General features: G+C 72.3%; 14 protein-coding genes. All 14 read left to right on the top strand.

Annotation, left to right across the window (positions count from 1 at the left end):
• Positions 1–62: 62 nt before the first annotated feature.
• The 14 genes from pcaH to P0Y31_RS10255 all read left to right on the top strand — a co-directional run bounded on the left by pcaH (position 63) and on the right by P0Y31_RS10255 (position 13,394).
• Positions 63–809 carry a protocatechuate 3,4-dioxygenase subunit beta gene (gene pcaH, locus P0Y31_RS10320; RefSeq protein ID WP_275869046.1) on the top strand — a complete coding sequence of 249 codons (747 nt, stop codon included), beginning with the start codon at positions 63–65 and terminating at the stop codon, positions 807–809.
• A complete protein-coding gene (pcaG, locus tag P0Y31_RS10315) occupies positions 796–1,380 on the top strand; it encodes a protocatechuate 3,4-dioxygenase subunit alpha (protein WP_275869044.1) in 585 nt (194 codons plus the stop codon). Before pcaH ends, pcaG begins: the two co-directional genes overlap by 14 nt.
• A gap of 5 nt (positions 1,381–1,385) precedes the next feature.
• Positions 1,386–2,786, top strand: coding sequence for a lyase family protein (locus tag P0Y31_RS10310; protein WP_275869042.1), 1,401 nt, complete (start codon positions 1,386–1,388; stop codon positions 2,784–2,786).
• Complete coding sequence (gene pcaC / locus P0Y31_RS10305) at positions 2,776–3,180, top strand: 4-carboxymuconolactone decarboxylase (RefSeq protein WP_275869041.1); 405 nt, start codon at positions 2,776–2,778, stop codon at positions 3,178–3,180. Before P0Y31_RS10310 ends, pcaC begins: the two co-directional genes overlap by 11 nt.
• On the top strand, positions 3,177–3,869 hold the full coding sequence (locus P0Y31_RS10300) for a 3-oxoacid CoA-transferase subunit A (protein ID WP_275869039.1): 693 nt from the start codon (positions 3,177–3,179) through the stop codon (positions 3,867–3,869). Before pcaC ends, P0Y31_RS10300 begins: the two co-directional genes overlap by 4 nt.
• Positions 3,866–4,534 carry a 3-oxoacid CoA-transferase subunit B gene (locus P0Y31_RS10295; protein WP_275869038.1) on the top strand — a complete coding sequence of 223 codons (669 nt, stop codon included), beginning with the start codon at positions 3,866–3,868 and terminating at the stop codon, positions 4,532–4,534. The genes P0Y31_RS10300 and P0Y31_RS10295 overlap by 4 nt, the downstream gene beginning before the upstream one ends.
• Positions 4,531–5,328: an IclR family transcriptional regulator C-terminal domain-containing protein gene (locus P0Y31_RS10290; protein ID WP_275869036.1), complete on the top strand. Its 798-nt coding sequence runs from the start codon at positions 4,531–4,533 to the stop codon at positions 5,326–5,328. Before P0Y31_RS10295 ends, P0Y31_RS10290 begins: the two co-directional genes overlap by 4 nt.
• Positions 5,329–5,547: 219 nt before the next feature.
• Positions 5,548–6,549: an ABC transporter substrate-binding protein gene (locus tag P0Y31_RS10285; protein WP_275869034.1), complete on the top strand. Its 1,002-nt coding sequence runs from the start codon at positions 5,548–5,550 to the stop codon at positions 6,547–6,549.
• A gap of 29 nt (positions 6,550–6,578) precedes the next feature.
• A complete protein-coding gene (locus P0Y31_RS10280) occupies positions 6,579–7,385 on the top strand; it encodes an ABC transporter permease (RefSeq protein ID WP_275869032.1) in 807 nt (268 codons plus the stop codon).
• A complete protein-coding gene (locus P0Y31_RS10275; RefSeq protein ID WP_275869030.1) occupies positions 7,382–8,155 on the top strand; it encodes an ABC transporter permease in 774 nt (257 codons plus the stop codon). Before P0Y31_RS10280 ends, P0Y31_RS10275 begins: the two co-directional genes overlap by 4 nt.
• On the top strand, positions 8,145–9,011 hold the full coding sequence (locus P0Y31_RS10270; protein ID WP_275869028.1) for an ABC transporter ATP-binding protein: 867 nt from the start codon (positions 8,145–8,147) through the stop codon (positions 9,009–9,011). Before P0Y31_RS10275 ends, P0Y31_RS10270 begins: the two co-directional genes overlap by 11 nt.
• 22 nt (positions 9,012–9,033) lie before the next feature.
• Positions 9,034–10,656: a thiamine pyrophosphate-dependent enzyme gene (locus P0Y31_RS10265; RefSeq protein ID WP_275869026.1), complete on the top strand. Its 1,623-nt coding sequence runs from the start codon at positions 9,034–9,036 to the stop codon at positions 10,654–10,656.
• A 71-nt stretch (positions 10,657–10,727) separates the two neighbouring features.
• Complete coding sequence (locus P0Y31_RS10260) at positions 10,728–12,188, top strand: benzaldehyde dehydrogenase (protein ID WP_275869024.1); 1,461 nt, start codon at positions 10,728–10,730, stop codon at positions 12,186–12,188.
• A 9-nt stretch (positions 12,189–12,197) separates the two neighbouring features.
• On the top strand, positions 12,198–13,394 hold the full coding sequence (locus P0Y31_RS10255) for a 4-hydroxybenzoate 3-monooxygenase (protein ID WP_275869022.1): 1,197 nt from the start codon (positions 12,198–12,200) through the stop codon (positions 13,392–13,394).
• The last annotated feature ends 13 nt before the right edge of the window (positions 13,395–13,407 follow it).

Below are 13,407 nucleotides of genomic sequence, written 5' to 3'. Positions count from 1 at the left end.
GCTCCCGCGTTCGCATTTTGAACGTCTGGCCATAATGCGAACGCGGGATGTAGGGTGCCGACATGGACCCGCAGTCCGCGATCAGCGCCGAGATCGAGGGAATCCACCGCGACAGCGACGTCGAGGAGACTCAGCCGCGGCTGGACTTCGCGCCCTACCGCAGCTCGGTGCTGCGCCACCCGACGAAGGACCTGCAGCATGCCGACCCCGAGGGCGTCGAGCTCGTGGCACCGGTTTTCGGGCACAGCGACGTCGACCCGCTCGAGGCGGACCTCACGCTGCAGCCCGGAGGGGAGCCGATCGGCGAGCGCATCCGCGTGGTGGGCCGGGTGCTCGACGGCGACGGCCGCCCGGTGCGGAACCAGCTCGTCGAGGTCTGGCAGGCCAACGCGGCGGGCCGCTACATCCACAAGCGCGACCAGCACCACGCACCGCTCGACCCGCACTTCACCGGCGTGGGCCGCTGCCTCACCGGCGACGACGGCAGCTACAGCTTCACGACGGTCAAGCCCGGGCCCTACCCGTGGCGCAACCACGAGAACGCGTGGCGGCCGGCGCACATCCACTTCTCCCTGTTCGGCACGGAGTTCACCCAGCGGATGGTCACCCAGATGTACTTCCCGGGGGACCCGCTGTTCGACCTCGACCCGATCCTGCAGGCAGTGACCCAGCAGAGTGCCCGCAACCGGCTCGTGGCCCGCTACGACCACGACGTCTCGGAGCACGAGTGGCTGCTCGGCTACCGCTGGGACATCGTGCTGACCGGAACGCACGCGACCTGGATGGAGGCCTGCGATGAGCACGCCTGAGCAGCAGGACCGCCTCGTGCCCACTGCGGGCCAGACCATCGGACCCTTCTACGGCTTCGCGCTGTCGTACGAGCGCGACCACGAGCTCGTGCCGCCGGCCACGCCCGGCGCGGTGCGGCTGCACGGCACGGTCTACGACGGCGACGGGGTGCCGGTGCCCGACTCGCTGGTCGAGATCCGGCAGGCCGACCCGACCGGGCGCGTGCCCGCGGTCGAGGGCGCCCTCCGCCGGGACGGCAGCGTCTTCACCGGCTGGGGCCGGTGCGCCGCCGACCCTGCCGGGCGCTACTCCTTCAGCACCCTCGAGCCCGGCGCCACGGCGGACGGTGCGGCGCCCTTCTTCGCCGTCACCGTCTTCGCCCGCGGCCTGCTGAACCGGCTGTTCACCCGGGCCTACCTCCCAAGAGACGACGAGCGGCTCCGCGCGGACCGGCTCCTTGCCGGCGTCGACGCCGACCGTCGCGAGACCCTGCTCGCCGAGCGGGAGGACGACGGCTCCCTGCGCTTCGACATCCACCTGCAGGGGGAGCGCGAGACCGTCTTCCTCGCCTTCCCGCGCCACAGCCGGTGACCGGCGTGCCCGACCACGGACTGCTCGACCCCGCCACCCTGAGGGTGCGCGACCTCGTCGACGACGAGGCGGTGGTCGCCGCCCTGCTCGACGTGGAGCTGGCATGGGCCCACGCGCTCGCCGAGGTCCCTGCGGCGCCCGCTGCCCTGCCAGCGGCGGTGCAGTCGGCCGTCTCCAGTCTCTGGAGCCCCTCCGCTCTGGCCGTGTCCGCTCTCGCCACCGCGGGGGAGGACGGCGGCAACCCCGTGATCCCGCTGGTCGGTCTGCTGAAGGAAGCGGTGCGGAAGGTCGACGGGGAGTCGGCCTCCTGGGTCCACCGCGGGCTCACCAGCCAGGACGTCCTCGACACCGCGCTCATGCTCGTGGCGGCCCGCACGGCCGACCGCCTGTGCACCGACCTGGTCCACGCGTCCGCCTCGCTGGCCCGTCTCGCCCAGACCCACCGCGGCACGCCGATGGTGGCGCGCACCCTGACCCAGCACGCCCTGCCGACCACGTTCGGCGCGAAGGCCGCCGGCTGGCTCGAGGGCCTGCTCGACGCGCGCGAACGGCTGGCCGGCGCACGCGCCGCGCTCCCCGTCCAGTGCGGGGGAGCGGCCGGCACCCTGGCGCTCGCAGACCTGGCCAGCGACGGTCGTGCCCTCGACCTCGCCGGGACCTTCGCCGACCGGCTCGGCCTGGCGTGGCCCGGCAGGCCCTGGCACACGAACCGCAGCGCCGTGACGGGGCAGGCCGACGCGCTCACCTCGGTGACCGACGCGCTCGGCAAGGTCGCCACCGATGTCGCCCTCCTGGTGCGGCCGGAGGTCGCCGAGCTGGCCGAGCCGGCCGCCGCAGGGCGCGGCGGTTCCTCGACCATGCCCCAGAAGCGCAACCCGGTGCTCTCCGTGCTCGTGCGGTCGGCCGCCCTCCAGGCCCCGCACCTGGCGGCCTCGCTGCACACCAGCGCGACCCTGGCCGCCGACGAGCGTCCCGACGGGGCATGGCACGCGGAGTGGCCCGTGCTCCGACGCCTGCTGCTGCTCTCGGCCGGAGCCGCAGCCCTGGCCGCCGAGCTGCTCGACGGGCTGCAGGTGCGTGAAGGGGCCATGGCTGCCCACCTCGCCCAGGCGGGGCCGCTGGTGCTGGCCGAGCGCCTCCAGGCGGAGCTGCCGGACCGCCTCGGCGGTGGGCCGGAGGCCGCCGCACGGGTGCGGGACCTCCTCGCGGAGGCCGCCGCAGCGGCGGACCCACGCGCGGTGCTGCGGCGCGGCATACCTCTCGACGCCGTCACCGACCAGGAGCTGGCGCGGCTGCTGGACCCACACGGCTACCTCGGCGTGGCCGACCGGCTCGTCGACCGGGCACTGGACCGCGCGGCGCGGCTCGGAACCACGACAGGGACGGGGGCCGGCCATGGCGAATGACCGCACCGCCGCACAGGCGCACGCCGACGGCATGGACGTGCGACGCGAGGTGCTCTCGGACGAGCACGTCGACCGCGCCCAGGAGCGCGTCTCACCGCTGACCGAGGACTTCCAGGACCTCATCACCCGCTACGCGTGGGGGGAGATCTGGACCCGTCCCGGGCTCGACCGGCGGGTGCGCAGTGCCATCACCCTCACTGCGCTGGTCGCGCACGGCCACTGGGACGAGCTCGAGATGCACCTGCGGGCAGCCCGGCGCAACGGGCTGAGCGACGCCGAGATCGGCGAGGTGCTGCTGCAGACAGCCGTGTACTGCGGAGTGCCCGCCGCCAACCACGCGTTCGCCATCGCCCAGCGGGTGCTCGAGGGCGCCCAGGAAGAGGACGAGTCATGACGCAGTTCACCCACGACCCCGACGAGGCCGTCGCCGCCATCGGCGACGGGGCCACGGTGATGATCGGCGGCTTCGGCCCTGCCGGTCAGCCCGTCGAGCTGGTCGAGGCGCTGGTGCGCTCGGGCGCGCGGGACCTGACGGTCGTCAACAACAACGCGGGGAACGGCGACACGGGGCTCGCCCTGCTCATCGGCAAGGGCCGGGTCCGCAAGGTCATCTGCTCCTTCCCGCGGCAGAGCGACTCGCACCACTTCGACGCGAAGTACCGCGCCGGCGAGATCGAGCTCGAGCTCGTGCCGCAGGGCAACCTGGCCGAGCGCATCCGTGCCGGCGGTGCCGGCATCGGTGGCTTCTTCACGCCCACCGGCTACGGCACCCAGCTGGCCGAGGGCAAGGAGACCCGTGAGATCGACGGGCGTGGCTACGTCCTCGAGCTCCCGCTCACGGCGGACTTCGCCCTCGTCAAGGCGCACCGCGCCGACGGCATGGGCAACCTGACCTACCGCAAGACCGCCCGGAACTTCGGCCCGGTGATGGCCACCGCGGCCGCCCACACGATCGTGCAGGTGAGCTCGGTCGTGCCGACCGGTGGCATGGACCCCGAGGTGGTCGTGACCCCGGGCATCTTCGTCGACACCGTCGTGGAGATCCCGGTCGCCAAGCCCGCCCCCGAGGAGGTTGGACAGTGACCGTACCTGCCACCACCAGCGCGCTCGACCGCGACCAGGTCGCCCGGCTGGTCGCCCGCGACATCCCGCACGGCTCGTTCGTCAACCTCGGGATCGGGCTGCCCACCAAGGTGTCCAACCACCTCGAGCCCGACGCCGGCGTCGTGCTGCACACGGAGAACGGCATGCTGGGCATGGGGCCCGAGGCGCACGGCGACGAGGTCGACCCCGACCTGATCAACGCCGGCAAGATCCCGGTCACCGAGCTGCCGGGCGCGGCCTACTTCCACCACGCCGACTCGTTCGCGATGATGCGCGGCGGGCACCTCGACATCTGCGTCCTGGGGGCCTACCAGGTCTCGGCGCAGGGCGATCTCGCGAACTGGCACACCGGGCGGGAGGGGGACATCCCGGCGGTGGGCGGCGCGATGGACCTGGCGCTCGGCGCGAAGCAGACCTTCGTCATGATGGACCTGTTCACCCGCTCCGGGGAGCCCAAGCTCGTGCCGGAGTGCACCTACCCGCTGACCGGGCTCGCCTGCGTGAGCAGGGTGTACACCGACCGGGCGGTCTTCCACCTCCGCGACGGGGAGGTCCGCGTGCGCGAGATGTTCGGCACGACCTTCGCCGAGCTGCAGGAGAGCCTGCCGGGCATCGAGCTGGTCGACGAGACGGGAGAGGCATGAGCGCCGAGGACAGCGACGTCACCCACGCGCCGAGCGGTGAGTTCGTGCAGTCCCTGGCCCGCGGCTTCGCCGTGATCCGCGCCTTCGACGAGCAGCACCCGCAGCTGACCCTGTCGGAGGTGGCCCGCCGGGCCAACCTCTCACGAGCGACGGCGCGCCGCTTCCTGTTCACCCTGGTGACGCTGGGCTACATGCGCACCGACGGCCGGGAGTTCGCCCTGACACCTCGGGTGCTCCAGCTCGGCTACGCCTACCTCTCCGGCCTGCGGCTGCCGGAGGTCGCCGAGCCCCACCTGAAGCAGCTCTCGGAGGAGGTGGGGGAGTCGACGTCGGCCTCGGTGCTCGACGGCGACGACGTCGTCTACGTCGCCCGGGTGCACACCCGGCGCATCATGACGGTCGCCATCAACGTCGGCACACGGTTCCCGGCCTACGCCACGTCCATGGGCCGCGTCCTGCTGGCGCACCTCCCGCCGGAGCAGCTGCAGGCCTACCTCGACCGCGTCGAGCTGCGCCCGCTGACACCGCGGACCATCACCTCGCGGGAGGAGCTCGCGAAGGCCCTCGGCCTCGTCAGGGAGCAGGGCTGGGCGAGCGTCGACCAGGAGCTCGAGGCCGGTCTGCGGTCGGTCGCCGTGCCGGTCCGCAGCCGTGACGGCAGCGTGGTGGCCGCCCTCAACGTGTCGATGCGCGTCGGGTTCCCGGGGGAGGACCCGCACCGGGTCGAGCAGGTGCTGCCCGCCGCGCTGGCCGCCGCGCAGCGGATCTCGGCGGACCTCGCGCTGTCGTCCTGACCCGCCGCGCCCGCACCCCGTCCTGCCGCTCGGCACCCCGTTCCGCCGCTCCGAACCCCCGTTCACGGCGCACGGCGAGGCGCCGGCATCCCTTGACACCCCCAGAGGGCAACCGTAGGTTTGTATGAAGAACACTCGTTCGCACAGCGAACACGGCTAGTCGACACTGGCACCACAGCACCTGCTGCACCACCTCGTTCAACGGAGAAAGAGGAAGCCATGGCCCGCACCACTGCAGCCGCCGTCCTGTTCGTCTCGGCCACGTTGGCCCTCACCGCGTGCGGCTCCGGTTCCGTGAGCAGTGACAGCCCAGGCGGCGGCGCCTCCAGCTCGGCGAACGGTGGAGGTGGGGGCGACCTCACGACGGTGAAGGTGGGCGTCATCCCCATCGTCGACACCGCGCCCATCTGGCTCGGCAAGGAGAAGGGCTTCTTCAAGGACGAGGGCATCAACCTCGAGATCACCACCACCACCGGCGGCGCCGCCGCGGTGCCGGGCGTCGTCAGCGGCGACTTCGACATCGCCTTCGGCAACGTCGTCTCCCTCATGGTCGCGGCCGACAAGGGCCTCCCGCTGAAGTTCGTCACCAACGGCACGACGACCTCGGGTGAGAAGCCGGACTTCAGCGGCGTGGTCGTGCCGAAGGACTCGCCGATCAAGTCCGCGGCCGACCTGGCGGGCAAGACCGTCTCGGTCAACAACCTCAACAACATCGGTGACACCACCGTGCGCAAGGTGGTCGAGGAGGCGGGCGGCGACCCCAAGTCGATCAAGTTCGTGGAGGTGGCGTTCCCCGACGCCCCGGCGGCCGTCGAGCGCAAGCAGGTGGACGCCGCCTGGATCCTCGAGCCCTTCCTCAGCGCCGCCGTCGCCAAGGGGGCACGCGTGGTCAGCTACAACTACACCGACTTCGACCCCGGCCTCGACATCGCCGGCTACTTCACCAAGAAGGAGACGGTCGAGGGCAAGAAGGAGATGGTCGAGAAGTTCACCCGGGCCATGAACAAGTCGTTGGAGTACGCCCAGGGCCACCCGCAGGAGGTGCGCGACATCGTCGGCACCTACACCAAGATCGGTGCCGACGCCCGCGCCACGATGGTCCTGCCGAAGTTCGTGCCCGAGTTCAACCGCGACGCGGCGACCAAGCTCGGTGAGGCAGCCGTCTCCTACGGCACGCTCAAGAAGGCGCCGAACCTCGACGAGCTGCTCCCCACCGGGTGATGGCGGCGACCAGCGCGCATCCTGGGGTCGTGGCCACGAACCGCAGCCTCGGCAGCCGGCTGGCCCAGCTTCCCTCGTGGGTGCTGGGCCTGGCCGGGATCGCCCTCTTCCTGCTCGTCTGGGAGGCGGTCCCGCGGCTCGGCCTGGCCAACCCCGAGTACCTGCCGCCGGCCAGCGAGGTGCTGCAGATCTTCGTGCGCAACCTCGGGCTGACGTCCTTCTGGGTCGCCGTCGGCCACACGATGACGGGCTGGGCACTCGGCCTGGCGATCGCCTCGACCGCAGCCGTCGTGCTCGGCCTGGTCATCGGTTCCAGCCGGTTCCTGCGCCAGGCGACCCACTCGACCATCGAGTTCCTGCGGCCGATCCCGTCGGTGGCGCTCATCCCCCTCGCGGTCCTGCTGTTCGGGGTGTCGCTGAGGTCGACCCTCCTGCTCGTGGTCTACGCCGCCTTCTGGCAGGTGCTGATCCAGGTGCTCTACGGCGTCACCGACGTCGACGTGGTCGCCAGCAACACCGCTCGCAGCTACGGGCTGGGCCGGTGGGCCCGCATGCGCCACGTCGTGTGGCCGACGACTCTTCCCTACCTCATGACGGGGCTGCGCCTCGGCGCCGCGGTCGCGCTCATCCTGGCCGTCACGTCCGAGCTGGTCATCGGCGTCCCCGGGCTCGGGCACGAGATCGCGCTGGCCCAGTCCGGTGGTGCGGCCACGGCGATGTACGCGCTCGTCCTGGCGACCGGGATGATCGGGGTGGTCATCAACATCGGCATGCGCTTCGTCGAGCGGAGGGTGCTGTCGTGGCACCCGTCGGTGCGCGGGGAGGTGCGCCCGTGAACGCGCTGAAGCGGATCGGCTACCTCCTCGGCCTGCCGGCGATCCTCGTGGTCGTGTGGCACCTGCTGACCGTGAGCTCCGACAGCTTCTTCGTCGTCGACCCGGTCACGCTCGCCCAGACGTTCGTCGATACGTGGGTCGGTGAGCGGTTCTGGAACGACGTCGCCCCGAGCCTCGTGCGGCTGGCCGTCGGGCTGGTGCTCGCGATCAGCCTGGGCATCGGGCTCGGCCTCCTCATCGGCTCGGTCCGCTGGCTGCGCGCGCTCACCGAGCCGGTGCTCGAGTTCCTGCGCGCGATCCCGCCGCCGGTGCTCGTCCCGATCCTCATGGTGCTGGTGGGCATCAACAACCAGATGAAGGTGCTCGTCATCGTCTCCGGGGCCATCTGGCCGGTGCTGCTCAACACGGTCGAGGGAGTACGGTCCGTCGACGAGGTGCTGCTCGACACGGGGCGGGTCTACCGCATCACGGGGTGGCTGCGGGTGACCCGGCTGGTCCTCCCGGCGGCGGCACCCCAGATGATGGCGGGCATCCGCCAGGCGCTCTCGATCGGCCTGATCCTCATGGTCATCTCCGAGATGTTCGCCAGCTCCTCCGGCCTCGGCTTCACGATCGTGCAGTTCCAGCGCTCGTTCGCGGTGCCCGAGATGTGGAGCGGCGTCGTCGTGCTCGGGTTGATCGGACTCGCCCTCGCCTTCATCTTCCAGTTCGTCGAGCGCCGGGTGCTGCGGTGGTACCACGGCTTGAGAGAGGTTGACCATGCCGGCTGAGACGCAACGCACCACTCCCGTCGGCGGCGGCGACGCGCTGCTGTCGGTGCGCGGGATCAAGAAGGTCTACGCCAGCGACCACGGGTCGGTGGAGGCGGTCCGCGACCTCACCTTCGACCTGCGCGACGGAGAGCTCGCCTGCCTGGTCGGGCCCTCGGGCTGCGGCAAGACCACGCTGCTCAAGTGCATCTCCGGCCTGCTCGAGCCGACGGAGGGCGAGGTGCGCCTGTCCGGCACCCCGGTGACCGGCCCGCCCAAGGGGATGGCTGTGGTCTTCCAGGAGTACGGACGCTCGCTCTTCCCGTGGATGACGGTGCGCGACAACGTGGAGCTGCCGCTGAAGAACGCGGGCATGGGTGGCAAGGAGCGCCGTGAGCTGACCGAGCGCTCGCTGCACGAGGTGGGGCTCGAGTACGCGGGCAAGCGCTACCCGTGGCAGCTGTCGGGCGGCATGCAGCAGCGGGTGGCCATCGCGCGGGCCATCGCCTACCAGCCGCGGGTGCTGCTCATGGACGAGCCGTTCGCCGCGGTCGACGCCCAGACCCGCGCCGACCTCGAGGACCTCATCCGCAAGGTGTGGAAGGACCTCGGGGTGACGATCCTCTTCGTCACCCACGACATCGACGAGTCGGTCTACCTCGGCGAGCGCGTCATCATGCTGTCCAGCTCGCCGACCGTGGTCCAGGAGGACCTCGCGATCGACCTGCCGGCCGAGCGCGACCAGCTCGGGACGCGCTCCCTGCCGCGGTTCACGGAGCTGCGCGGCCACGTCTACGAGCAGATCCAGAAGGCGAAGAAGGCCGCGCCGCAACAGGGCGCGTCCGACGCCCCTACGGAGGTCGCCCACGTTGGCTGACCCGGGCGCGAGGGTGGCGACGGTGCGGGAGGCAGCGTTCGCGGTGATGCGCGACGTCGGGCTCACGACGATCTTCTCCAACCCGGGGTCGACCGAGGTGCCTTTCCTGGCCGACCTGCCCGACGACCTCGACTTCGTGCTGGCCCTGCACGAGGCGTCCGTGGTCGGCATCGCCACCGGGCACGCCCTGGCGACCGGCAGCCCGGCCCTGGCGCTCGTGCACACCACGGCCGGCCTGGGCAACGCCGTCGCCGCCATCGCCACCGCGCGCGTCAACAGGGCGCCGGTCGTGGTCATGGTCGGCCAGCAGGACCGCCGGCACCTGGCGCTCGAGCCGTTCCTCGCAGGCCGGCTGGCCGGCCTGGCGGGGGACTACCCCGTGGAGGTCCTCGCCCCCGTGTGGGCCGGGGACGTGCCGTCGGCGATCGCCCGGGCCGCCCACCGGGCGCAGGCCGCGCAGGGACCGGTGCTGCTCGTGGTGCCCATGGATGACTGGGACCAGCCGGCGGCGCCCGACGCGGTGGCCGCACCGCAGCGGCTGGTGACCGCACCCTCCGGCCTCCCGGCCGAGCTCGACGAGGTGGTCCGTCTCGCGGCCGGTGCGCGGTCGCCGGCCGTGCTGGCCGGGGCCGGGGTCGACACCGCCGCGGGCTGGGATGCCGTGCGCCGGCTCGCGAGGGCGACGGACGCGCCGGTCTACGCCGAACCCTTCGGTGCCCGGGCCGGCTTCGACCAGACCGACCCGGCGTATGCCGGTCAGCTGCCCGCCGACCGCACCCGCCTGCGCGAGGTGCTCACCGGCCACGACCTGCTGCTCGTCCTCGGCGCGGCCGCCATCCGGCAGTACCCCTACGAGGAGGGCCCGCTCGTGCCGGAAGCGACCCGGGTCGTCGTCGTCACGAGCGACCTCGCCGAGGCGGTGCGCTCACCCGCGCTGCTGTCCGTCGTGGCGGACCCCGCCACCGTGGCCCGGGAGCTGGCCAGGCGCCTGGACGAGAACCGTTCCCGTGCAGCGGAATCCGAGCCACGCGCGGCGAGCGCCGCGGCGGAGGCGGGCCGGCGGCATACCCCGGCGGAGCCTGCCCGCGAGGGCGCCCTGCGCCCGGAGGACGTCTTCGCGGTGCTCGCCGAGCACCTGCCGCGCGAGACCGTGCTCATCGAGGAGTCACCGTCGTCACGCCCGGCCCTGCAGGCCATGGTGCCGGCACGGGTGCCCATGGGCTTCCTGTCCGCGGCCATGGGCGGTCTGGGGTTCGCGCTGCCGGCGGCCGTCGGCGTCAAGATGGCCCGGCCCGACACCCCTGTGCTCGCCGTCGTCGGAGACGGCTCGTCGCTCTACTCCATCCAGGCGCTGTGGACCGCCGCGCACCGCGGTGTCGGCGCCGTGTTCCTCGTGCTGGCCAACGGCCGGTATGCCGTCATGGACCGCCTCGCGGACCGGCGGGGCGGCAAGGCGCCGTGGCCGGCCTTCCCGGAGGTGTCGGTCTCCACGCTCGCCGCCGGGTTCGGCGTGCGGGCCGTGCGGATCGAGGGTGCCGCCGAGCTCGCCGCGACCCTGCCCGACATCTGCGCCGGGCTCGCCGGCCGCACCGAGCCGCTGGTGGTGGAGGTCGCCGTCGAGGCGGGCGCCCACTTCCAGCCATGACGCCCGCGAGCCGTGAGAGGGACCATGACCACAGCAGCCCAAGTCAACGACCCCACACCAGGAGGCACCGCATGACGTTCTTCGATCCCCAGAGCTGGTCCGGCCGGCTCTACAGCTCGGGCTGGACGGGTGGCGCCGCGGGGGCGCACGACGTCGTCGAGCCCGCGACCGGCACCACCATCGGCTCCTTCGGCGTGGCCACCGCCGACGACGTCGCCCGCGCCGTCGACGTGGCTGCCAAGGCCCAGCGGGACTGGGCCGCTCTGCCCTACACGGAGCGGGCGCGGGTGATGCGCAACGCCGCTCGCCTCGTCGAGGAGCACGCCCCCGTGCTCGCCGACTGGCTCGTGCGAGAGGCCGGCTCGGGCCAGGGCAAGGCCGCCTTCGAGGCGAGCCTGGTGGCGGGGGAGTTCCACACCGGTGCGGCCACGGCCGAGGCGCCGTACGGCCAGCTGCTGCGCACCGCCCAGCCCCGGCTGAGCCTGGCGCGGCGCGTGCCCGCCGGTGTCGTCGGCGTCATCTCGCCGTTCAACTTCCCCCAGATCCTGGCCAGCCGGTCGGTCGCACCGGCGTTGGCGACCGGCAACGCGGTGATCCTCAAGCCCGACCCGCGCACGGCCGTCTCCGGTGGCCTGTTCCTCGCCGCGGTCCTCGAGGAGGCGGGCCTGCCCGAGGGCCTGTTCCACGTGCTCCCCGGCGGCGTCGAGGTCGGCAGCGCGCTGGTGGAGGAGCCGCGCGTGCGGATCATCTCCTTCACCGGTTCGACGGCTGCCGGTCGCAAGGTCGGCGAGGCCGCGGGCCGGTTGCTCAAGCGTGCCCACCTCGAGCTCGGCGGCAACAACGCCCTCATCGTGCTCGACGACGTCGACCTGCCGGCAGCCGTGTCGGCCGGTGCATGGGGCTCCTTCCTGCACCAGGGCCAGATCTGCATGACGACCGGTCGCCACCTGGTGCACGAGCGGATCTACGACGAGTACGTCGAGCGCCTCGCGGCCACCGCCGACCACATCCCGGTCGGGAACCCGGCCACCTCGGAGGCGCCCCTCGGCCCGGTGATCGACGCGCACCAGCGCGACCGCATCCACGACCTCGTCACGCGATCGCAGGCTGCGGGGGCTCGGCTGGCGGCGGGCGGCACCTACGAGGACCTGTTCTACCGACCCACCGTCCTCGCCGAGAGCGGCTACGACCACCCGGCCTTCTCCGACGAGGTGTTCGGTCCGGTCGCGCCGGTGGCGCGGTTCTCGACGGTCGAGGAGGCGATCGCCCTGGCCACGCAGAGCGAGTACGGCCTGTCGCTCGGGATCCTGACCAGGGACGTCATGAAAGCCTGGGACATCGCCGGCCAGATTCCCTCGGGCATCGTGCACATCAACGACCAGACCGTCGACGACGAGCCCACCGCGCCGTTCGGCGGCGTCGGGTTCTCCGGCACCGGCACCCGCTTCGGCGGTGTCGAGGCCAACGTCGAGGCCTTCACTGAGACCCAGTGGGTCACGATGCAGGGCTCCATCACGCCCTACCCCTTCTAGGCTGCCCGCATGGGCGCACCCACGTCGGCCCTGACCCGGGCCACCGTCGGCATCGTCGGCGGTGGCCCGGCCGGCCTGATGCTCTCGCACCTGCTGGCCCGCTCAGGCATCGGCTCGGTCGTCGTCGACAACCGCACCCGCCGCGAGATCGAGGAGACGGTGCGGGCCGGCATCCTCGAGCACGACAGTGTGCGGATGCTGGTCGACACCGGCGTCTCCGACCGGGTGCTGCGCGAGGGCCACGAGCACGAGGGCATCGAGCTGCGCTTCGGAGGCACCGGCCACCGCATCGACTTCAAGGACCTGGTGGGGGAGTCGGTCTGGCTCTACCCCCAGACCGACGTCTTCATGGACCTCGCGACAGCCCGGGAGCGCGACGGCGGGGACGTGCGCTTCGGCGTCAGCAACGTCGCCGTGCACGACGTCACGACCGACGAGCCACGGATCACCTTCACCGACGCGGACGGCCGGGCGAGTGAGGTGCGGTGCTCGGTGCTCGTCGGGGCCGACGGCTCGCGCAGCATCTGCCGGCACGAGATCCCCGAGGCGCAGCGCCGGCACTTCTTCCGCGAGTACCCGTTCGCGTGGTTCGGCATCCTCTGCGAGGCGCCCCCCAGCGCGCCGGAGCTCATCTACGCGCACTCCGACCGTGGCTTCGCCCTGATCAGCCAGCGCACCGAGTCGGTGCAGCGCATGTACTTCCAGTGCGACCCGACGGAGCGGGTGGAGGACTGGCCGGAGGACCGCATCTGGGAGGAGCTGCAGGAGCGGGTCGTCGGAGACGGGTTCCGCCTGAAGGAGGGGCGCATCACCGACAAGACGGTGCTGCCCTTCCGCAGCTTCGTCTGCGAGCCGATGCGCCACGGCAGCATGGTGCTCGCCGGCGACGCCGCCCACACCGTGCCGCCCACCGGCGCCAAGGGGCTGAACCTCGCCCTCGCCGACGTGCGGGTGCTCCACGACTGCCTCGAGCGGTTCGTCGCCGGTGACCGGGACGCCCTCGACGACTACAGCGAGCGGGCGCTGCAGCGGGTCTGGCGCGCCCAGCACTTCTCCTACTGGATGACGACGATGCTGCACCGGCTCCCCGACGCCTCGGACTTCGACGTGCGGCGGCAGGTCGGCGAGCTGACGTCGGTGGTCACCTCGAGGGCCGGCTCGACGTTCCTCGCGGAGGCCTACACCGGCTGGCCCGGCCGGGAGTAGCGGCGGCGCGGGT

This window comes from Knoellia sp. 3-2P3, assembly GCF_029223115.1.
Taxonomy (GTDB): domain Bacteria; phylum Actinomycetota; class Actinomycetes; order Actinomycetales; family Dermatophilaceae; genus Pedococcus_A.
This window is presented reverse-complemented; position numbering and strand designations above follow the sequence as displayed.

Bases quoted from the DNA above. Each gene is read 5' to 3' on its own strand.
- pcaH (WP_275869046.1), top strand. From the start codon at position 63: ATGGACCCGCAGTCCGCGATCAGCGCCGAGATCGAGGGAATCCACCGC.
- pcaG (WP_275869044.1), top strand. From the start codon at position 796: ATGAGCACGCCTGAGCAGCAGGACCGCCTCGTGCCCACTGCGGGCCAG.
- pcaC (WP_275869041.1), top strand. From the start codon at position 2,776: ATGGCGAATGACCGCACCGCCGCACAGGCGCACGCCGACGGCATGGAC.
- P0Y31_RS10300 (WP_275869039.1), top strand. From the start codon at position 3,177: ATGACGCAGTTCACCCACGACCCCGACGAGGCCGTCGCCGCCATCGGC.
- P0Y31_RS10290 (WP_275869036.1), top strand. From the start codon at position 4,531: ATGAGCGCCGAGGACAGCGACGTCACCCACGCGCCGAGCGGTGAGTTC.
- P0Y31_RS10285 (WP_275869034.1), top strand. From the start codon at position 5,548: ATGGCCCGCACCACTGCAGCCGCCGTCCTGTTCGTCTCGGCCACGTTG.
- P0Y31_RS10270 (WP_275869028.1), top strand. From the start codon at position 8,145: ATGCCGGCTGAGACGCAACGCACCACTCCCGTCGGCGGCGGCGACGCG.
- P0Y31_RS10260 (WP_275869024.1), top strand. From the start codon at position 10,728: ATGACGTTCTTCGATCCCCAGAGCTGGTCCGGCCGGCTCTACAGCTCG.
- P0Y31_RS10255 (WP_275869022.1), top strand. From the start codon at position 12,198: ATGGGCGCACCCACGTCGGCCCTGACCCGGGCCACCGTCGGCATCGTC.